Annotated in this window: 18 protein-coding genes and 1 pseudogene; 6 read left to right on the forward strand and 13 right to left on the reverse strand. The window is 47.2% G+C overall.

Annotation, left to right across the window (positions count from 1 at the left end; genetic code table 11):
- The 6 genes and pseudogenes from C170_RS17070 to C170_RS17095 all read right to left on the reverse strand — a co-directional run.
- A pseudogene (locus C170_RS17070) lies at positions 1-999 on the reverse strand (hypothetical protein); the annotation flags it as partial.
- Positions 1,000-1,381: 382 nt separating this feature from the next.
- Positions 1,382-2,554 carry an acyltransferase gene (locus C170_RS17075; protein ID WP_036612117.1) on the reverse strand — a complete coding sequence of 391 codons (1,173 nt, stop codon included), beginning with the start codon at positions 2,552-2,554 and terminating at the stop codon, positions 1,382-1,384.
- 281 nt (positions 2,555-2,835) lie between these two features.
- On the reverse strand, positions 2,836-4,182 hold the full coding sequence (locus C170_RS17080; RefSeq protein ID WP_036612119.1) for a cryptochrome/photolyase family protein: 1,347 nt from the start codon (positions 4,180-4,182) through the stop codon (positions 2,836-2,838).
- 35 nt (positions 4,183-4,217) lie between these two features.
- Positions 4,218-5,381 carry a response regulator gene (locus C170_RS17085; protein ID WP_036612123.1) on the reverse strand — a complete coding sequence of 388 codons (1,164 nt, stop codon included), beginning with the start codon at positions 5,379-5,381 and terminating at the stop codon, positions 4,218-4,220.
- Between the two features lie 95 nt (positions 5,382-5,476).
- The gene (locus C170_RS17090; RefSeq protein WP_036612125.1) at positions 5,477-8,572 is read right to left on the reverse strand and encodes an ATP-binding protein; all 3,096 of its coding nucleotides are present in this window, start codon (positions 8,570-8,572) and stop codon (positions 5,477-5,479) included.
- A 239-nt stretch (positions 8,573-8,811) separates the two neighbouring features.
- Positions 8,812-9,231, reverse strand: a complete 420-nt coding sequence (locus tag C170_RS17095) for an SRPBCC family protein (protein WP_036612128.1) — start codon at positions 9,229-9,231, stop codon at positions 8,812-8,814.
- Between the two features lie 227 nt (positions 9,232-9,458).
- Here C170_RS17095 and C170_RS17100 point away from each other — a divergent pair, with 227 nt between their 5' ends.
- Complete coding sequence (locus C170_RS17100; RefSeq protein WP_036612131.1) at positions 9,459-10,226, forward strand: class I SAM-dependent methyltransferase; 768 nt, start codon at positions 9,459-9,461, stop codon at positions 10,224-10,226.
- Positions 10,227-10,456: 230 nt separating this feature from the next.
- On the opposite strand, the gene C170_RS17105 is transcribed toward C170_RS17100, so the two are convergent.
- Together C170_RS17105 and C170_RS17110 are read right to left on the reverse strand one after the other, a co-directional pair.
- A complete protein-coding gene (locus tag C170_RS17105) occupies positions 10,457-11,491 on the reverse strand; it encodes an NADH:flavin oxidoreductase/NADH oxidase (protein ID WP_036612133.1) in 1,035 nt (344 codons plus the stop codon).
- Between the two features lie 48 nt (positions 11,492-11,539).
- Complete coding sequence (locus C170_RS17110) at positions 11,540-11,731, reverse strand: tautomerase family protein (protein WP_017691642.1); 192 nt, start codon at positions 11,729-11,731, stop codon at positions 11,540-11,542.
- A gap of 225 nt (positions 11,732-11,956) precedes the next feature.
- Here C170_RS17110 and pepT point away from each other — a divergent pair, with 225 nt between their 5' ends.
- Positions 11,957-13,195, forward strand: a complete 1,239-nt coding sequence (gene pepT, locus C170_RS17115; RefSeq protein WP_036612135.1) for a peptidase T — start codon at positions 11,957-11,959, stop codon at positions 13,193-13,195.
- A 136-nt stretch (positions 13,196-13,331) separates the two neighbouring features.
- On the opposite strand, the gene C170_RS17120 is transcribed toward pepT, so the two are convergent.
- Entirely contained in the window at positions 13,332-14,024 is a 693-nt protein-coding gene (locus tag C170_RS17120) for a Crp/Fnr family transcriptional regulator (protein WP_036612137.1), read from the reverse strand.
- Between the two features lie 663 nt (positions 14,025-14,687).
- On the opposite strand from C170_RS17120, the gene C170_RS31670 reads away from it, so the two are divergent.
- Entirely contained in the window at positions 14,688-15,146 is a 459-nt protein-coding gene (locus C170_RS31670) for a methyl-accepting chemotaxis protein (protein WP_223200021.1), read from the forward strand.
- Positions 15,147-15,292: 146 nt separating this feature from the next.
- On the opposite strand, the gene C170_RS17130 is transcribed toward C170_RS31670, so the two are convergent.
- On the reverse strand, positions 15,293-16,729 hold the full coding sequence (locus C170_RS17130) for an alanine/glycine:cation symporter family protein (RefSeq protein WP_036612140.1): 1,437 nt from the start codon (positions 16,727-16,729) through the stop codon (positions 15,293-15,295).
- A 329-nt stretch (positions 16,730-17,058) separates the two neighbouring features.
- Between C170_RS17130 and C170_RS17135 the strand changes: the two genes are divergently transcribed.
- Positions 17,059-17,988, forward strand: a complete 930-nt coding sequence (locus C170_RS17135) for a response regulator (protein WP_036612142.1) — start codon at positions 17,059-17,061, stop codon at positions 17,986-17,988.
- 173 nt (positions 17,989-18,161) lie between these two features.
- On the opposite strand, the gene C170_RS17140 is transcribed toward C170_RS17135, so the two are convergent.
- The gene (locus tag C170_RS17140; protein ID WP_017691636.1) at positions 18,162-18,338 is read right to left on the reverse strand and encodes an aspartyl-phosphate phosphatase Spo0E family protein; all 177 of its coding nucleotides are present in this window, start codon (positions 18,336-18,338) and stop codon (positions 18,162-18,164) included.
- A 435-nt stretch (positions 18,339-18,773) separates the two neighbouring features.
- Between C170_RS17140 and C170_RS17145 the strand changes: the two genes are divergently transcribed.
- Together C170_RS17145 and C170_RS17150 are read left to right on the forward strand one after the other, a co-directional pair.
- The gene (locus C170_RS17145; RefSeq protein WP_036612144.1) at positions 18,774-19,397 is read left to right on the forward strand and encodes an acetate uptake transporter; all 624 of its coding nucleotides are present in this window, start codon (positions 18,774-18,776) and stop codon (positions 19,395-19,397) included.
- Between the two features lie 206 nt (positions 19,398-19,603).
- Positions 19,604-20,116 carry an acyl-CoA thioesterase gene (locus C170_RS17150; RefSeq protein WP_026081401.1) on the forward strand — a complete coding sequence of 171 codons (513 nt, stop codon included), beginning with the start codon at positions 19,604-19,606 and terminating at the stop codon, positions 20,114-20,116.
- Positions 20,117-20,157: 41 nt separating this feature from the next.
- Here C170_RS17150 and C170_RS17155 read toward each other — a convergent pair whose 3' ends face one another.
- Positions 20,158-21,234, reverse strand: a complete 1,077-nt coding sequence (locus C170_RS17155) for an anthranilate phosphoribosyltransferase (RefSeq protein ID WP_036612146.1) — start codon at positions 21,232-21,234, stop codon at positions 20,158-20,160.
- An 18-nt stretch (positions 21,235-21,252) separates the two neighbouring features.
- Entirely contained in the window at positions 21,253-21,846 is a 594-nt protein-coding gene (locus C170_RS17160) for an ANTAR domain-containing response regulator (protein WP_036612149.1), read from the reverse strand.
- Positions 21,847-22,081: the final 235 nt, after the last annotated feature.

A 22,081-nucleotide genomic window follows, 5' to 3' on the forward strand; every position in this document is an offset into this window, starting at 1 on the left:
CGCAGGAGGCCCTGCCTCCGCAGCAGCCCCCGGCGCTTGCCCGGGCTCGCGCCCGGTGGCGGCAGGCTGTGCCTCCGCCGCCGCAGGTGCAGCGACCGTGGTGGCAGCGCCACGGTCGCTCAGGGCCGGCGCATGGGCCTCAGCAGCTACGCTGCGGGCCTGCCCTGCGCCGGGCGCGAGCGCGGCAGCACGCTTGCGGCGCCGCTTGCGCTTGCGTTTGGCTGCGGTCGGTTGATCCGCAGCCATGGGCTCTGCTGCCGGGCCTTGCGGCTCAGCCGGCAGCAGAGCCTGGTGGGCCGCCGCAGCTTGCTCGGCGGCCTGCCCTGCAGCGGCTGCTCGCGCGCCAGCCCGCTGTGCACTGCCCTTCTCATTCGCAGCAGCATGACCCTGCGAATGCCCTTCCACACGCCAGTGCTCACCTGGCTGTGGCTTATCTCCTACCTCACCCGCCAAACCATCATGCTCCAGACTCGTCTCTCTCAGCTCATTGCCCGTTATGCTCTCTGAACGCTTGCTCTTCCTCCGTCTTCTTCTCTTCTTCCGAATACCCGAAGAAGAGGGTGAGGAAGTCACCAAGTCAGCATGTTCATCGTCATTCGAAGATGACGAGTCTACTGACGGTTGAGACAACAGACTTCTGTCAGACTCAGACACCGTAGCTGATCCCTGCTCCATACCATGGGAGGTAAGACCTGCCTCATTTCTCGCAGATGCAGAGGGTCTGGCAGTAACAGCACGTGTCTCCAAGCCATCCCGTTGATGCTCGATCCGTTCATTCGTTCGTCCGCTCACGCTTGAACCTGACTCGTGGTCAGCCTGTCCACCAAGCTGGCGACAGCTGCGGCAAGCTCCACGCCTGGCTCCGGGACCTGCCCGCTTTCCGGTTCTGCGCCGGAATTCGGACATCGGCCGCTGTTGTCCGCAATACATACACGTTTTGCTCAGTCGCGCTTCTTGTTCCGTCTTTCCTTGCCGGAAAGGGGCTGGACCCGTCTCCATGTTGTCACCTCGGTTCCGTATGAATCCGGTTTCTTTCTATTGTATCACATCTGCTCGTGAACACCCTCATGGCCATAGGCCTGATAATCTTTCGAGTTGTACTCCTGTGTCTGTTCACTGCATTCGTGAAGAATGTGTTCCACATATTCCAATATATCCTGCATCGGTCTCCCGCATTTTTCGCATGTTGTCATTATATTCACCTTAATCCTGTTATCCATAATGTATTATCGTTCCGCCTTATGATTACCCCGCATACATGAAAAAGAAACACTCGTTCCCCACATCCAGCATATCTGTATAGACGAAAAAACCGCTTCCTGCTCTCCCCTAAGGTCGACCAAGAAACGGTTTATTATTCCTGTGTTGGAAATACATCTTATCAAACGTCCAGTTGGCCCGAGTTCTGTTGTGGGACCAGTCGTGGTTTGGGTTTTGGCAGATTGCCAAAGATGACCCATGCATATGGAACAAACCTTGCCGTCAATCCAACGACGATCCACGAAGCGATTAGAGCTACACCGAATCCTCCGGCATACCATAGATGCACTAACCACGATACTCCTGTTTGAGGTGGATAATTCCGATACACCACCAGGAAGAATGGATGAATCAGATAGATGCCAAAGGACAATGCCCCAAGCCGATTCAGCGGCTTGACGATGAGTGAAGGCCCTTTGCGATAGAGCAGATAGGCAATCTGGATAAGCACCAGCGCACAAGCAAAGGTATGCACATTCCAGAAGAATTCATACCACAGTGTGTTATACGTTGCGATCTTCAGACGCAGCAGGTAATAGATATACACATGGCCAAGTCCGGCAATGATCCATACCGCCCAGAGCAGAATCCATGAAGCTACGCGTCCTTTGGTTGCATTGGCCCGACTGATAACAAACCATTGCTTGATTTTAGGGAAATATACCCCGATAAAAGCACCCAGCATGAAGTAGGAGAAGTATGAGAACGCCCAGCTTCCCTTGTTGGGTACCTGGAATCCATATTTATTACTTACGATGAATGCCCATTGAATCAATAGTCCAATCGGAACAGACCATTTCACCACAGAAGGATACTTCTTAAGCAACCATAACACCAATGGGAATAACAGATAAAATTGCATGTTAATAAACACAAAGTACAGATGTGTATAGGCCTTACCTGTAAACAATTTCGTGATAAAACTTACTGCCGATTCATTAAACGGACGGCCCTGATAATGCGTGAAATGCAGCAACACAAAATACATTAATGAAAACAGGAAATACGGGAGCAAAATATACACAAATCTTTTCTTGTAGAAGTTACTCACGAGTTTCTTGTCCAGCGGACGGGAATAATAGTTATAGAACAATACGAAACTGCTCATAAAAATAAAGGTTGGCGTACCATATTTCATAAAGATATTAATAAAGTTGTACAGCCAGTAGTAGCCTGAACCCGTCATGTCCACCGTCGCGTAGGACGTAGAATGCACGCTGAGTACGCCGATAATTGCCAGGGCACGCACCAGATTCAGTTCTGGAATTCGCTCTCTTTTCAGTGTTTCACTCATGTTTACGTTTCTCCTTAATGTGTTCGTCAATATGTCAGATATGACTTAATACAATAAAGCTCTCTATCTATTAAAAGCCATATTGCTTAAGATGGGTAGTCCAATTTCTTAATAATTCCTAAATTTTCAACACATTTCACACTATTTTCATGTCTATATATGTAAAAAAGACCGCGAGTACGCGGTCTGTGGAACATCCTGCTCTCAACCAAATGAATATTGGATCAACCGGATGAGAATGGTAAATCTGGGTTTGGGCATCATCCCACCCCTGACTGAGTCTACTTCCCACGACTCGCCATAATCTGTTTATACACGTCAATAGCTGCCTGTCTCGATGCCTTCAGATCAACAATGGCATCCTTGCGTGGCTGATGGATGTCCTTGCTATGCAGATCCTTCAATTCAGGCAACCACTTGCGAATATAATCACCTTGCGGATCATACTTCTCGGATTGTGTTACCGGATTGTTCACGCGAAAATACGGAGCCGCATTCTCCCCAAGCGAGGCACACCATAACCAGTTACCACGGTTTTGAATGTTATCATAGTCACGCAGCTTACGCCTGAAATAAGCTTCGCCCAGGGTGAATGGGCATTGCAGGTTTTTGGTGAGAAACATCGCCGTGAGAATCCGCAGCCGGTTTGGCATATGTCCGGTTTCATTCAGTTCCGTCATCGCTGCATCAATAATCGGAATGCCTGTCTCCGCCTTGCACCACCGTTCAAAGTAATCATCATGGAGAGCCGAGAGATCGTACACCTTTTCATATGTAAAATAGTGACTCTCATAGACCGCCCGATACAGATAGAAGTCGCGGAAGCACAACTGCCTGATCCATTCCCCCGCTTCTGCCGTGCGACTCGCCGCATCATACATTTTACGAATGGATACAGCTCCCACAGCTACGTAAGAACTGAGATGACTCGGCTCGTACGCCTCATATTCATCCCGATGATCCCCATATTCAGCAATTCGATCCGACAAAAATTGATCCAACAGCAGATGCGGGTCCTCGTCATTCGAACCAATGCCCTCCAGCAACTCCGGAGGTACCTGCATTGCATCCGGCCATTCAATCTGACGATCACTCACCTTCAACTCTGCAACCGTTGTTGCCGAAGGAGGGTTGGGATGTTCATTCATGAATTCCACCCACCGCCGATGGAAAGCCGCAAATACCTTATATGGCTCCGACTTGCCTGTAAAATTGGCAAATCCATTCAGATCCATCAGCAGATGATCCGTCAGTTGTGTGAACGTAACCTCGTGCGCCTCACTGACTTTGCGCATAGCCCTATCCCGCTCGATTGCATATGGCGTCATGTCCCGATGGACCACAATCTCGTTAATCTCACCTTTGAATTCGTTCAGGATGAATTCAACCACTTCAGCCGGTTTGCCGTAAGCAACATGCAGTTTTCGTTTGGCTTCAAGATACTGTCTGCCTAATTCCGCTGCGTGCTGCCTGAAATTCACACCGCTGTGTTCCTTCTCTCGGCCTTGCCGCAGGAGGAATGAATCATAGATGAGAACATGCACACTCTCTTCTTGGTGTTCCCGCAAATAATCGAATGCGGCCAGATCATCCGTACGCAAATCTTTGCGGTGTATGAATAGCTTCATGCTCACCCTCCTGTCTGAACTTACATTACATACGTTTATTTGTCCGTCAGGTTCTTATATAACCTGCTTGTTTCGGGCTCGGGCTGATACCCCAGATCCTCATTTAATGTCAATGTAAATGAATGATACAAACGAAGTATGCCTTGCTGATCATCCATGGATGCATACACTTCCATCATGAGTCGGCAGATCTCTTCCGAATACGGTTCCCGTTCCTGTAATATCGTTAATTGCTCAATCGCTTCCTTGCCGCGACCATGCTCCATGTCCCATCTCGCGATATCCATAACCAGCGCTGTATACTTGCGTCTGAGTTCCCTTGCTTTGGCCTGTGCCCAACGATAATCATGCTCTTCCAGATAATCGCCACGATAGAGCGGTATCATATGCCTCAAGTCATCAACATTGTCTGATGTGATGACGTGGTAGACCATGGATTTTTCAAATTGATCCACATCACTTACCAGATTGCCTGATAACAGACGATAGCGGTTCATATTGTACTCCAGCTTGCCTGTCATGTTCCATTCCTTAAGCAGCTTTCGAATCTGGTACACGGAAGTATGTAGATGAGTTAATCCCTTTTCCTGAGAAACATCACCCCATAGCTTATCCAGCAGAATCTCCTTGCTTACCCATTCTTCCCTGTGATGAAACAAAAAAGCAAACAATTCCTGTGATTTGGTTGTGCGCCACTTATGTTTCTTGGCTCCCTGATCCAAACTTCTGTAGATATCCAGATGTTTGAACGTTAGCAGCCCCGGTACTTCAGTATCCAACTCCACAGATACAGGTTCCGATTCCTGTACCTCGGCGGTGGCTGCAACTTGAGAATTATGCGACATTATGCCCGCGATTCGATCAACGGTTTTGGCCAATCGGGTCGAGCTGACCGGTTTCAGTACATAATCCAGTGCATGCAGCTCAAATGCTTCCACTGCATGGTCCGCATAAGCCGTAACAAAGATAATACGAATACTCTGATCCAATTGCTGTATATATTCAGCCGCTTCAAGGCCATTCATCTCCGGCATTCCAATGTCCAAAAATACAACATCTACACGTTCCTTTGCCAGAAAATGAAGACCATCACGAGCTGTTGAAAAACATTGCACGGGTGTAATTCGTCCGTCCGTTCGTAGTAGTCGCTCCAGATGAAGCTGCGCTGGCTTCTCATCATCGATCACAATGGCTCTCACCGTTCTTTCAGCCTCCTGCCATGAAAGATTCAATAGGAATACCGATTTTATCGGCACCCCCTAGTCTGTTAACCATAATTGCTTCACTCGGCACACTAATTGGAATAATCCACCTTTTGCACAGGGATACGGAATCGGATCTGCGTGCCTTTACCCACATGGCTATGAATCTCCAGCCCCTGACCATAGAGAGACATCAGGCGACGGTTTATATTTTGCAGCCCCACACCTCCCGGACCTTCCGTACGCCCAGACTTGACCTGAGCCATACGCTCAGGAGGGATACCTACACCATCATCTTGGACCTGTACGACTACATGCTCTCTCTCTTGGAAAATCCTAAGATGAACTGTCCCGCCGGCTGCCCGCTCCATCACGCCGTGGCGAATGGCGTTCTCCACAAGAGGCTGAATACTGAGAGGTGGCAGATACAGATGTACGTCCGATTCCACCTCATACTCAACCACCAGTCTTTCCTCAAATCTCGCCTGTTCCAGATGCACATAAGACTCCACCAATTCCAGCTCTTTGGTCAAAGGAACAAGCTGCTCCCTGTTCTGGAAGTCAAAACTTCCGCGCAGGTAATGACTCAATTCAATCAGCAGATCGGTTGCTTTGTCCGGATTCACTGCACAGGTTGCGATAATAACATTGAGTGCATTATATAGAAAGTGTGGCTTGATCTGGGCCTGCAAAAAGGCCATTTCGGTCCGAATAGCCTCCTGCACAGAACTCCGCATCTCAATTAACGTCCGAACTCTGGCGCGCAATTCACCGGCATCCACCGGTTTGCTCAGGAAGTCATTGGCTCCCGCTTGGAATCCGTGTTTGATATCCTCAGGCAACCCACGGGCGGTCAGCATCAGAATCGGTAACTCAGACAAGGAACTGTGCTCGCGCAGTTTGCGACATAACTCAAGTCCGGACATCTTAGGCATCATCCAGTCCGTAATAACAAGATCAATGGACGGGAACTCCTCACGGAGTTTCAATGCAGTGGACCCGCTGTCCGCTGCAATCACACGATACCGCTCCGTCGACAATAGGTTAAGCAATACCTGTCGATTCACGGGGTCATCGTCTACAATCAGAATCGTATGCTCCGCTTCCGTAAGATCATCCTGCTCATCTGACTCTCTTGTCACAAGCTCCTTCGCCCCTGCCCCCTGTGCAGCAACATATCGGGCGGCAGCTGGTTTCGAATGAGTTTGCAAAAGTGGCATCTTCATAACAGGCAGGGTGAAATGAAAGGTCGAACCTTGCCCCGGCTCCGATTCAACCCAGATCTCACCACCGCCAAGCTCAACGAGTTTTCGCGTAATACTCAGACCCAGTCCGGTTCCATTATTCAATCGCTCAATTGTGCCGTTACTCTGCTCATACGCCTGGAAAATATCCTCCTGTTTGTCCAAGGCAATGCCTACCCCTGTATCCGCGACCGATACCTTCACCCAGTCCCCTTCAACGCTGGCGTACAATCGAATCTCACCCTGCTCAGTGTACTTATAGGCGTTACCCAGCAAGTTATACAGAACTTGCCTTAGGCGATCTTCGTCTGCCTCAACAAGTGGCAAAGACTGGGGCCATTGTTGAATCAATATAACCGGCTTGTCTTCAAACGTGAAACCCGAGACTTCAACCACTGTACGAGCAACGGATTCCAGATCAACAGCTACCCGTTTTAGCTCGATTTCACTATTTTTTAATTTGGCAAAATCCAAAATATCGTTAACCAGCAGTGAAAGGCGCTTGCCGGTTGAAGTAATCATGGAGAGATTTTTGGCTTGCTTGGGCGTGACTGCTCCAGCCGCCCCTTCCAGCATGGATTGCGCAATATTAATGATGCCATGCAGGGGAGTTCGTAGCTCATGAGACGTATTCGCCATGAACTCGTCCTTCAGGCTGTCGATGGCCAGCAAACGCTCCGACAGAGCTTCCACGTCTCGGAATGATTGTGCAAAGCGGATTGCGGTCACAATCATCTGGGCAAATACAAATAATAAAAGTTCAATCAGCGCAAAGAACGCTGTGTCTAGGGTAGTGAACGCACCAAGCGTATATAACACAACAACCATGAGTATGCTCATCATACTCACCAGTGCAAAGTGGCTGTCATTCGGCCGTCCTTTCAACCAATAGAAAATGGCTCGCAGCGTATATAACATGACAACAAGTGAGATCAGTAACATGGGAAGCTCAAGAGACGAGAAAAGCGTTGGAGGAAGCGTAAGACCCACAATAGTCTGGGTAACGATTAGCACTACAGCCAGACGAACAAACCACTGATGAACTGCTCCTGGTACACGGGCATCCATATACCGAAGCAAAAAATAATAGGCAAAGGCTGAACTAAGGAGCTGAATCCGAAGTATCTCATTATTGGTCAGGAACGGTACAAACGTACCCAGTAACTTCTCCCCATGGGTCAGAGCGTACACCGCACCAGAAAGGCTGAATAATCCGAGAAAACGAAGCTCCTTCTCCGTACGTCGTAATCTGAACAGAAGTAGAAAAAAGGCGGCTGGCAAGATAAAACCGAATAAGGCCATCAGATCCCTGAGCCAATCTTGTTGCTGACTTTTCAGAATACTATGCTCGTCTCCAAACAAAATGGGCGCTACTATGCCCCCGGACGAGTAACTATAATTTGATACTTGAATGATAATGTCAGCCGTATTGCCCTCAATGGACGTGAATCCTGTAAAGGGCAGATTTAATTGTATATCTGTTGCCCTAGTCTTTCCTGGCAGGCCTTTGCCACCAATCTCTTTCCCATCGATAAATACCCTGTGGGCCATGCGTATATTCTGTGTGCGTATACCATAATCATTTTTCATCGTCCGGGGTGTAAGCTGAACTTGCAAATGATAGGTTCCATACCCATGCGCTTGCCCCAGAGATTTGTTCCATCGGGCCGGAACCTGAGTGCCAGAGGAAGCCGGCAATGGCTTGCGACCGGATACACTTGCTTCAATATCTGCCGGGCTCAGCAACTGCCCAGGGTAGAAATCCCAGACACCCTTTAGAGACGCTGCACCCTTGTGATCAAAGTCCCATTGGGTCAGGTCAATTTTTCCATCTGTAGCCTGAGGGTTAATCCGCTCGCTAATTAACGTCTGGGCGATCCAACCCAGTGGAACAATGACAATACATATGAAGCTTATGGTCAGCATAATCCAGTGTTTTCTCATCTATGTATTCCTTCCATCCACAATGGCGAGAGACGTCTAATTTTGTCGATTTATTACTATAATTCATGTTACACGTTTCTGGTGCTCACGGAAATAGTTTCCGTATCATAATCGGTCAAATTCGTTATAATTTGACCGATTTCTATCTTTTCCACCAGCTCTTGGTACACCAAGGAACCCCAGGCCGAATTTCACCGGAAAGAACGGGCGAAATGACCTGGGGTTGATTGAATGAAGATTTATTTAACAACTTGGGCAAGCTTCTGAACGATTCCGGCCCATCCCTGTTCCATACGTTCGCGTACGATAGCGTGGGCCTGTCCAAACTCGGTCAGTTTATCCGCATCCCAACCGCTGTGAATCAGTGTGAAATCCGTACCTTCGGGCTGTTCATTCAGTTGGAACGTCAACGTCCAGTCCTTACCCCAGCGGAATGACAGCTTGTGCAGCGGAAGAACTTCCGTCACCTGACATGGTGATTGGCCGAAGGGGCCTGCTTCCAATATAAACTCGTGACCTTCCACGGGTTCCAGATTGCCTGGCATGAACCAGGTTCTCAGTCCCTGCTCGGTCGAGACCATCTCCCACACTTTCTCTACAGGTGCATGGAGCATAAGTTCCTGCCGGATATCTGGCAGTGCACTTGATGATGAATCCATTCGAATCACCTCCTTATACATTTCATTTCGTATAACTACCCGAATAGAAGTTGACCTCCGCTTTATCCCCACCCTATAATTGGAACATATTACATAAAAGGTGCGTGATTCCTATGATAGTCTGCTCTGAAAAATCCGATTCCAACCGTTGCCGGAAGGGGTAATCCTGCTCATTCCCCTTCCACGTTTTCATTTTAATACATTTACATGTGGGGGACACCTATACTATGTCATTCAGTTATTACGGTCCATTATGCACCGCCGTTTATGATCTCACGAAACCTGTGGGGCACTCCTTGGGAGGAGACATTGAATTCTATCGCCATTATCTTCAGCGCTGCAATGGACGTATCCTTGAAGCCATGTCAGGATCAGGCCGAGTGCTCATTCCATTGCTTGAAGCAGGCTTGAAGGTGGATGGAATTGATTATTCAATGGATATGATTGACTCTTGCCGTTCTCGTTGTATGGAGCGGGCATTACCCATGCCTGAGCTATTCGTTGCCGATCTGGAGAAGCTTGACCTTCCATATCGATACGAGGCAATTATCATTCCCGGAGGTTCTCTGCTCCTCATCCAAGACAGACAGGCGTCGATTAACGCATTACGTAATCTATTTCAGCATTTAGAACCCGGCGGCAGGCTCGTGTTTGATCTGTTTCTGCCCGATGTGACACAACCCTCTTCTGTAGAAACATCAACCGTTTCATTACCCGATGGTGATACGATCACGGTAGAAGTGAAAACCATTGAAGTGAACCTTCTACACCAATATAAAGTAAGTCTGATTCGCTACGAACAATGGCATCAGGGTGCTCTTGTTGCTACGGAGCTGCAACAACTCACTCTACGTTGGTACGGCATAGAAGAGTTACGCCTAATTCTCGAACACATTGGTTTCTCTGACATTAAAGTATACGCCGACTTTAACCCGGATCAACCACCCACGCAGTCCAATCAAAAATTCGTATATGAAGCAACTAGAAGAGCGTAACCATCCGTAATTGGATGGATATGCTGATGCTTCTCACTATAAAAAAATTAGGCCACAGCAAAGGTTATCCCCTGCTGTGGCCTATTTTACTATATAAAATTTGCAATAACATTTACATGAGAACGCAGAGGGCAGAAATAGCCTGAAGAAGCGGAGCGTTCGCCTTTATCCTCAGATCGGAAGGTTATTCTGTCATCGGAGTGGCAAGTGTAAGTATAATTTGGAGCAGATTAGTATCCACGAGAATATTGCTCTGCAATGGCAGCTTGATCCTTGCTGACACCCAGTTCCAGAGCCGCATGGTTCGCCCAGTACGGGTCACGCAGCATGCCTCTACCAACCGCGACCAGATCCGCATCGCCGTTGCCAATCACCGCCTGAGCCAATGCTGCATCCTCCAGCATACCCACTGCGATTACAGGAACGTTCAGTTCTTCACGGAAACGACGGGCAAACGGTACCTGATACCCCGGATAGTTCCCCGGTTTCCGCTGTCCGGAAGGACCTTCGCCACCTGAACTGATATGGAACATGTCCACGCCTGCATCTTGGTAGGCACGAGCGATATTGATGGTGTGGTCGATATCGTATCCACCATCCGCGTATTCTACAGCCGAAATCCGCAAAATCAGCGGCATATCTGCTGGCATTTCTTTTTTCACTGCACGAATGACCTCAACGCCAAAACGGGACAGATCCTGCCCATATACATCCTCACGATGGTTCATCAGCGGGGAATGGAACTGGTGGATCAGGTATCCATGTGCGCCATGCAGCTCAATGGTATCCACTCCAGCCTGTACTGCGCGGCGAACACCGTCTGCGAACTTTTGCACCATAGCTTCTACTTCTTCCGTACTTAACGCGCGTGGTTCCTTGTACTTTTCTCCCGGGAATGTAACTACCGATGGGGCAACCGGCTGCGTTGCATCCTCTGCTTTTCGTCCCGCATGTGCGATCTGAATAGCTACTTTGGAGCCGTAGGCATGAATTCCATCTACAAGTTTGGTGAAGGCAGGCACATGCTCATCTGACCATATCCCCAAGTCATTATCCGTAATACGTCCATCCGGATCTACATCGGTCATCTCGATTACAATTAGTCCTGTTCCTCCAACCGCACGGCTCACATAGTGAACCTGATGCCAATCGTTCGGAATGCCGTCCTTCGCAGTGACAGAATATTGGCACATGGGTGCCATGACGACACGGTTATTTAATTGCAGGCTCTTGAATTGATAAGGGGAAAATAATTGTTCAGTCATTGATGTTACATCTCCTGTTCCATGATCATGATATATATGAACCCTTACTTATTTGTCTAAGTCCGAAAACAGTTTTCCGTTCTTGCCGTAATTGTCCTTTTCCAAATCCTCAATGAAGATAAAGACTTTGCTCGGATCAACATCCAGTGTCTCACAAGCCACCTGAGTCATACGTTCAATCAACTGACGTTTCTGCTCAACCGACTTGCCTTCCAATACCTTAACCGTGATAAATGGCATGTCTTGAACACATCCTTTCTTCATCATTTATTATGAACCTCAGTTATAGAAATACAAGTACGTACATTTTTGTGACCTAGTACCCTTTTTGATACCTAGTCATCCTCCTATTTCGGTTCTTCCCCATTCTGGAAATGACCGCAAAACATGATATGATAACCGTAGAGAACCACAGGAAATACTATACCCCAAATGAAAAAAATCTAAGCTAGGGAGTGATAATAGATGAAAGATATATTAATTCAAAGACTGAGTACTTATGTTCAGATGGATACCCAATCCGATGAAAATAGCGAGACATGCCCTTCCACACCCGGCCAACTGGCCTTGGGCAAACTGCTCGTTGAAGAGTGTACCTCCATTGGTCTGCAAGATGTGACGATGGATGAGAACGGTTATGTCATGGCTACACTGCCATCCAATACCGACAAGGATGTTCCCGTAATCGGTTTCCTGGCTCACCTCGATACAGCGACCGACTTTACTGGCAAAAATGTTAAACCACAGGTTATCGATAACTATGATGGTGCTGACATTGTGCTGAACTCGGAACTGGATGTAGTACTGTCCAATAAGGATTTCCCGGAGCTGCATGAGTATAAAGGCCACACCCTGATCACAACCGACGGTACAACGTTGCTTGGTGCAGATAATAAAGCAGGCATTGCCGAGATTATGACCGCGATGGCCTATTTGATTGAACACCCGGAAGTGAAACACGGTAAGATTCGGGTTGCGTTTACCCCGGATGAAGAGATTGGCCGTGGACCGCACAAGTTTGATGTAGCTGCTTTTGGAGCCAAATATGCGTACACAGTTGATGGCGGACCGCTTGGTGAGCTGGAATACGAGAGCTTTAACGCAGCTGCCGCCAAAATTACCGTACGAGGCACCAATGTGCATCCCGGAACAGCGAAGGATAAGATGGTGAACTCCCTGAAAATTGCGATGGAATTGAATCGACGCCTGCCTGTGGAGGAAGCTCCTGAATTCACGGACGGTTATGATGGTTTCTATCATCTATTGTCTTTGGAGGGTGACGTTGAGCTGACAAAGATGAGTTACATCATCCGTGATTTCGACCGGGCGAAGTTTGAAGAGCGCAAAACAAATCTATTGAATATCGCAAACGAACTGAAGACCAAGTATGGAGAGAAAAGCATCACGGTTGAATTGAATGACCAGTACTATAACATGCGTGAGAAAATTGAACCCGTACGCCAGATCGTCGACATTGCTCATGAAGCCATGACCCGACTGGACATCGAACCTGTTATTCGCCCCATTCGGGGAGGAACAGATGGTTCCCAGCTATCCTATATGGGCATGCCAACACCAAATATCTTCACTGGTGGTGAGAACTACCACGGCAAATTCGAATATGTATCGGTAGACAATATGGTGAAGGCCACCCGTGTTATTGTAGAGATCGCTCAATTGTTCGAACAACGCGGAGATATCTAATCCACTTGAAGTGCAGAGCAAAAAGAGCACCCCTTGGTATATTCGGGAGGGTGCTCTTTGTTGTGCCGTATTGTATTTTATTGTGCCGCGTCATGTCGCATAGATATGCAGGCTTGGTCTTTATTTAATAATCCCATCACTCATATATATTGCCTCCTGCGATGACACGCAACTGTTCCAGATCACAGATCACTAGCTTTCGCTGCACTTTGCGAATAATATCTCGATTACACAGATCTTGAACGACTCTATTAAGATGTCTATAGCTAGTGCCCAGCATATCGGCCAGTTCGGTGAGCTTGGAGGTCTGGATCTCTTCCGAAGAAGACTCGTCCTGGCCCATTGTGGACAACAGATAGCTGGCAAATCGGCTCTCGACCGGATATAACATATTCAGACTCGACAGGTTGGAAAAGGTATGCAATTTGTGCGTAACTTGACTCAGCATAAAGTGGAGAAACTTAGGGTTCTCTGCATACGTATTCTGGAGAGCGCGATAGCTGATACCCAGCAGCAGGCTTTTGCTCACAGACTCTACCGTATTCATAGCCTCCTTGCCATTTACCAGTTCCAAATCTCCCACAAGCGCAAGTGGTGTACTGAAACGAAGTAACAGAGACTTGCCGTTAGGCAGGGTGGTATAGATCTTGAGCTTGCCCTGCACGAGAAAATATAACCGCTCGGGTCGTTCACCTTTGGCACATATCATCTCGCCCTTCGCAGCCTCAAGTAGTCGCAACTCAGCGAGCGCAGGCTCGTCCAGCACCTGATCCAACCCATTCTCACGGGCGAGTTGCCGCACAAGTCCAAAGTCCATAATTTCTTTCATTCCGACTTCCCTCCGTTGTCGTATATAACGTATGTAAAAGGACATATGTCCTATATTTGATATACATTCGTACAAATATCTTGATATAAAAATAGTTACAACTAACACTTATATCCAATAAATCATTTTATATGGGAAATATTTTAAAATTTAATCATAAAATGTTCATTCTTTCATGCAAAATGCCGTTCACGAAAAGTCATTTCCGTCCGATGAAAGATAGAGCATTCCATAGATCGTTAAAAATAATACATTCAAATATTGAAAGGATGGTCCTCTTCCATGAACGTTGTAGATGCCCTGCTTAAAGTAATGCCTTATATCAGCCTGATCCTCAGAGAACCAGCTAGTTTAACTCTTTACGATCACGAAAAAGTATTAGATGTCATTATGACAGATAAATTTGATCTTGGTTTTGAAAAAGGAATGTCACTCTTGGAATCGTATCAAAACTTTGCCATCTTAAAAAATGGAAGAGAAGCGACCCTTGCTACTCTCTCCAAGGAAGTTTATGGTATCGAACTGGATATTCTGAACATTCCGATCTTTGATGATCACCAGAAAGTTGTTGCTGTTTTCTGTGTATCTTACGACCAATCTAACCAGAACCAACTTGAAGACATTATACAAGAAAATCAAACCATCAATGGTAACCTCGTTGATATGGTGCAACATGTCGCCGCTCATGCCGAAGAATTGCAAGCAACCAGTGAACAGATCTTGCAGAACACAAGACTTGCTGTTCAGAACTCTTCCCAAATCAACAAAGTTGCCGGGTTCATTCGTGAAATCTCTGAGCAAACCAACTTGCTTGGCCTGAATGCCGCTATTGAAGCCGCTCGCGTTGGTGAAGCCGGTGCCGGCTTCGGCGTGGTTGCTTCCGAAGTGCGCAAACTCTCTGTGGATGCCAAACAAGCTACAAGTGACATCGATACCAGTCTGAGAGATGTACAACAAGTCATCAAACAGATGGAAGTTGAAGTCTCCCAGATTGCAGCCTCTTCACAGGAACAAGCAACGCTTGTATCCTCCTTTACGGATGTTATTGAGCAGCTTAATGAAACAGGCGAACGAATGAAAGCTCTGTCCGAGCAACTGATCAGCTATTCCGTTAAAAATTAATCAAAATATATCTTTGATGAACTTTGGCTAGTGCAAAGATACATTTTATATGCAACAAACAGGACTCGGGTTGCCCATGATGGATAATCCAAGTCCTGTTGTTTGTTGTGCCCATTTTATATAACCAACTACGTTCAGATAAAATCTTAATTGGTTACATGTATTGATTTATCTCCAATAACTTCTTCTTCCGACTGCCAGCATTCCACTTCACCCGGAATATGAATTCGGTCCCGGGTAAAGACGGGATCACGTCCTTCAGCCTTTTGTTTCTTGTAGTCCTTCAACGCTTCGAAAGTCACCTTGGACAGCATCAGAATTGCAATCAGGTTCACCACCACCATGAGCCCCATGAACAGGTCAGCCAAATCCCATACCAGCTGTACTTTGGCTACCGCTCCAAACACCACCATCGCGATAACGCAAATGCGGTACACCCACAGCCAAACTTTGTTGGATTTGATAAACTCAATGTTGGTTTCCCCGTAATAATAATTTCCGATTAGTGTACTGAAGGCAAACAGGAACACCATAACCGCCAGGAATCCCGATGCCCATGAACCAATATGTACACTTAATGCAGCCTGAGTTAATTCAATGCCTCCGAGATTGGAACCTTTGTATACCCCGGATAGCAAAATAATCATGGCTGTGCTCGTACATATCACTAACGTATCTGTCAGCACGCCAAACGCCTGAATAAGTCCCTGTTTCACCGGATGTGTTGTATCCGCCGTTGCAGCAGCATTCGGGGCGCTACCCATGCCCGCCTCATTGGAGAACAATCCGCGTTTCACACCGTTCATCAGTGCAGCGCCCAACGTTCCGCCAGCCACCTGTTCGATGCCAAAGGCATTTTTGACAATCAACGCAATCATGGCCGGAAGCTGGGTAATATTCGCCAGCACTACAAAAGCCGCTACCCCAATGTACAATACAGCCAGTACAACAACGATGTATTCCGATGCTTTTGCAATCCGTTTGACACCGCCCATGATAATTCCTGCAAATATCACAGCCATAATGATACCCACCGTTAACCGATCCGTGCCAAATGAGTTCTCAAATGCAACAGTAATCGTGTTAGACTGCACGGCATTAAAGACCAAGCCAAATGAAAGCGTAATGAGAATGGCAAATAAAATCCCCATCCAGCGTTTGCCCAACCCACGTTCCATATAATATGCAGGACCTCCGCGGAATCCGCCCTTATCCTTCACTTTATAGATCTGAGCCAACGTACTCTCCACAAAACTGGAGGCTGACCCGATAATTGCAATGATCCACATCCAGAATATAGCACCAGGTCCACCCAGTGCGATCGCCAGTGCAATACCGGTAATATTCCCTGTACCTACACGGGCCGCCATACTAATACAAAACGCCTGAAAAGGTGAAATTTTGCCTGGTTCCTTGCTTTTTGGCTCTCGAAGCACCTTTACCATATCTCCAATCATGCGGAATTGCATGAATCGGGTCTTGGTGGTGAAGTATATACCACATACTACCAATAATATAATTAACACTTTGGACCATAGAAAATCATTGAAAATGACGACAATATCTTGTATTGTTTGCTCCATCGGTATGCCCCTTTTTATGGTGTATTTCAAGCACAGAGATGGTTACGGGAAAAGTTTGTACCATTCTGCACAACACTAGCCCCGGACTTCGGGATGTTACTTATACTACAAGGGCATCTACGGAAATCGACAAATACCTACATGCAATTTATACATTTATTTTAAAAACGGGCTTTGATCGCCCTATCATTGTTATAGAACCTGACATGTCAGGTTCTATGCAAGAAGGAAAGGAACGATTACACTGGAACGAGAGTTCATCGCGGCGTTAACCGCCTTTACCATAGATTTATCAATCACACCATTCGCAGAGAAAGGGAATGACTGACATGCGTTATTTTATCGTGGATGATGATCCTGGCGTTCGTTCCATGTTGATGGATATTATTGAGGATGAAGGCCTTGGCGATATTGCCGGGGAAGCTGAGGACGGAGCACATATTCACGCGGAACTATTGGAACTGCATAAGGTGGATGTACTGCTGATTGATCTGCTGATGCCCCAACGAGACGGGATTCAGACTGTGCGAGCGCTTGAAGGAAGGTTCGAGGGCAAGATCGTCATGATCTCTCAGATCGAGTCGAAAAATATGATCGGAGAAGCCTATTCACTAGGCATTGAATATTATATTACGAAGCCGATTAACCGGTTAGAGATTCTATCTGTTCTGCGGCTGGTGAGCGAAAGGCTTCGGATGCAGCAATCCATCGCAGATATCCAACGGACATTGCAGGGATTGTCCGGTTTGAATTCTACCGAACGTGCTGGGGCTCCGGTTCCGGACAAAACAATCACGACTGCAGGACATTTCCTGCTGTCCGAGATGGGCATGATCGGCGAAGCGGGCAGCAGGGATCTGCTGGACATGCTGGAATATCTGGAGCAGGTAGAGACAGATGAACATAAGCTGTCTCCTTATACGTTCCCATCCCTCAAAGACATCTTCCAGAATGTAGCGATACGTAAACTGGGAGAAGATGCCTCTCTCGCAGAGGTGAACAAGGAGATCAAGGCATCGGAACAACGTGTGCGCAGGGCCATCTTCCAGACTCTGAGCCATGTAGTTTCTCTGGGATTAACAGATTATACACATCCCAAGTTCGAGAACTATGCATCCAAATTTTTCGATTTCACTGAAATTCGTAAGAAAATGCTGGAGCTGCAAAACAACGTGGAGCCCTCCTTGTCCCAGACACGCATTAATACGAAAAAATTCGTACAGGTCCTTTATTTGGAAGCCAAACGATTACTGCATTAAACAGATGCATGATGGATACGATGCAAAAACAAACGGGCATGAATATTACACCGGTAGGACACCACCTCTTCAACTGAGGCTGTCCATACCGGCTATATTCATGCCCGTCTGTACGATCAAGCGTTACAATCTATGTGATTTGTTCCGTGTATAAAATTAAAATCGCTTTGGGTTTAGGCCCGTGAATGGTTTCGGCTAATTCGGTTATACTCATTAATCAATTCGTCCAATGCCATAGACTGCCGAATCACATCGGGATGCCCAAGACCACCCTTGTTATGCTCTACCAGCATATGAAGGTTATGTCTGGCCTTCTCTATTTTATTTTTCAAATCCAAACTCATAACCATGACCCCTGATACCTCCTTATTCTGTGAACCATTTTAGTTTTTCCTGTCAATCTATAGTTGGATTAACATATGGCATAGGAGACAAGGATGTTTTGTATTCTTCTCCAAATTTTGATAAAGATTATTTTATCACACTAGAGCTTATCCGAAAATGGCTGATATGACGCAATTTTAGTGGTACCACCGAGGGTTGGAATCTAACGTTTGGCCTCATCATTCACGGCCAGAACGGATTGTGTCGTAAATGTGTATATTGAAAAAACAAAAAGTCTATTGGTTCAAAAGGTAATAAAATCCCTTTCCATAATGGGGTCATTCAGGTACAATAGGGCGATGTGTGTGTCCGGACCCGGCGGATACAAATGATGTAATGTAGAGGACGGCCAACGACGGCCATTGATCCTGATTTGATATTATTGGAGGCTTATCATCACCATGCAGACCGATTCACAGACTAAAGTCAAAATTGTTAACGCCGATCCCAGCGCAATGGGATTATTTGGGTTGGCTATCGTAACCCTGGTCGCTTCTTCCCAAAAGCTTGGCATTACAGAAGGTCTTAGCTACGCTATTCCTTGGGCGATCTTTTTGGGTGCTTTTGCCCAGCTATTCGCATGTATTCAAGATTCCAAACGTAACAACACCTTTGGCACAACAGCTTTTGGCGCGTACGCATTCTTCTGGTTTGCCATGGGTGCCAACTGGATGATCAAAATGGGCGTATTTGGCTCCACTCTCGCTGAACAGGCCGATGGCAAGCAGCTCGGATTTGCTTTTGCCGGATACCTCGTATTCACCCTGTTCATGACGATTGGTGCTATTGAAGCGAATAAAGTATTGCTTATCATCTTCATTCTGATTGACTTCCTGTTCCTTGGCTTGACCTTTGACGCTTTCGGCGTAGCTCCTCACATTTTCCACACCATTGCAGCATACGCTGAACTGGCGATCGGAATTGTGTCCCTGTATGGTACAGGTGCTTCGGTACTGAACGCTCACTTCGGTTATGCGTTCTTGCCGATCGGCAAACCGTCCGGCATTTTCAAACCCAAGGCTTAATATACAGCAGTAAACCGCCAGCGCGCCGGTCCGCGCCTGGCGGTTTTTTTGCAGTCCAACTTCATTTGAATATGTATCAGACCGACACCTATACTAGGGATAATAGATCAAAAATAGACCCTGCAACACACGAAATGTCACAGCAGCCATACTGTCAGGAGGAAAAAAGCATGAGAGAGATACCGAAACCAACGGAGATGGATCAGGTGGAGAAAAAATATGTACGCGAAACACGTTGTTTCAAGACGGCACGGGTGTTCCCAACCGATGTCAACAATCATAATACACTGTTCGGTGGCAAGCTGATGTCCTACATCGATGATATTGCATCCATTGCCGCTTCCAAGCTATGCCGGGTCAATACTGTAACGGCTTCAACCGACTCGGTCGATTTCCTGTACCCGATTAATCCAACGGATTCGGTTACACTTGAATCGTTCGCGTCCTGGACAGGACGAAGTTCCATGGAGATTTTTGTGAAAGTGATTCGAGAGGATCTGAAGACCGGAGAGAAGAAAATTGCGGCGACTGCATTTCTGACCTTTGTGGCCTTGGACGAAAATAATCGCAAACTGATCGTACCCCGCATTATCCCGGAGACGGAAGAAGAGAAGAAACTATACGAGACCGCTCCGGATCGGGCGGCCATGCGGAAACAACGGCGGGAAGAGAGCAAGAAATTCGCTGACTTCCTGACCGTTACTTATCCTTGGGAATAAAAACACGCTAAACCATAACAAGATTGAACATCAGCATTACATTATCTGGACGATGCCGGATAGATGGACACCGCTCTGCTGTCCGGCAGTTCGCCACCCATGGAGACACACCACTGCTGATAGATGCGATACGCTGCACCACTCTCCAGTAATCCCTGACACGTGTATATGCCCTCTTCGATGGAATTGACACGCCCCGCCGCATACAAGCGGAAACCTCCATTTAACAAGACCTGATTCACAAAAGCAATATGACCATCACCGCTTAACACACTTTCCGCCACTTCAAGCTGCTTCGCAGCCGTCCAGACCAGTTCCGGCACGGGCATATCCAGTTCATAGGCTGCAGGATCAACCAGTTCCAGCTTCATATCGCCGTCTTCCACGGCGTATACGCGGGTTGGCCGATCAATATACAGATCCTCAGAACCTTCCATCCCCTGTACAACATAAGCACGACGATAGTTAAACCGGGTGAGCAACTTCGCAATCCGATCCAGAAAGGTATTATGAAACACACCAAACACCAAATACGGTGAATGGTTATAATCAATCAGTTTCTCTGCTGTGTTAAACACCGTTCGAAAACCCAACTCTTCCCGTAACGGACGAAGTTTACGAAGAGGTGCGCACCAATCCTCGGAGGATACGTACATGACACCCAAACGCAATGCAGCGCTCCGGGCATCTTCCCGATCCATCTTGTGTGTATCAATGCCCACTTCCTTCAAAAGTACCGACAACGTGACGCCCCACTTGGGTGGTAAAGGATCACTCCCATGTAAAGTCACCGGCAACCCGGCTGCCGCGAGTACAAATGCAACCGGAAACGTGGCCATGAACGACTTTGTCCGTCCATCATAAGGACCCGCACAATCCAATCCATCCTGAAATATGGAGAAACGTTCCGCACTGTTACGACAAGCATGAACAAAAGCTTCCAGTTCCTCGACGTTTTCCATTTTCATACGTTCAGCCATTAGAAACGCAGCCGTCTGGGCAGGGGAAACCTCCTGTTTCAGGATGTTCTCTGCAACGGTCAGTGCCTCTGTATAATTCAGATCACGCGAGCCTCGTTTCCCACGTCCGACCTCTCGGAGTATCTGAGACATATCCATGGAGAATCCTCCTTCCAATTAAGACTGGAGCAGTTGATGGGCCTTCACAATCGCTGTGGCTACATCGACCATCCGTTTGCGTTCATCCATCGCTTTCTTGCGTAACAGGTCATAGGCTTCGGCCTCTGAAATCTGCTTCAGATCACTAAGAATAGCCTTCGCCATATCAATCCACTTCCGATCCTCCAGCCTGGATTGCAACTGCTTCCGTTCCTGCTCCCACTGTTTGCGTTCCATGTAGCGTCGGGCTGCAAAGTGAAGAGTCCAGTGAATCTCGGGCCCAGTCATGGATGGTGTAAGTATTCCATCAAATGAAGTTTCGACCTCGCAGGATTCTGCGGAGGAAGAGGCTGTATCTGGCGCGCACCACCAAAGCAGCGGTGAATCCGACTTCCCCTTTCCCAGGCAGTTCACCCAGGACTCCACATCAGCCAGCGACAGATGCAAAATGGACGCTTCGGCCGCACGAGCTAGCTTCACCGCTTCCGCTTCACTGCCCGCCACCTGTACATGGTACCCGTTTGCTCCCAGTAGCCTCTCCGGTGTCAGAGGGATTGCATCGGATGAGGCAGCTATCGTTGGTTGAACACGGATGACCAATAAAGATCGCATGATGGATCAATCCCTCCCCATTGCTATAATCAGAGTCCACATCATTTAATAAGTTAATACATGAAAGTAATAAACGTGTTACATTACCTAACAAAAATTAAGTAGTGACGATTATGCGTCTTATTTTTAACATTAGAATGATCTTTTCATGCCTCATCATGTTGCAATAAAAAGGGTGAAACACTATACATGGCACCTTTTCTACAGTATTTATCGTATCCAGCGTGCTAATGTT

The organism is Paenibacillus sp. FSL H7-689 (genome assembly GCF_000517905.1).
GTDB classification, from domain to species: domain Bacteria; phylum Bacillota; class Bacilli; order Paenibacillales; family Paenibacillaceae; genus Paenibacillus; species Paenibacillus amylolyticus.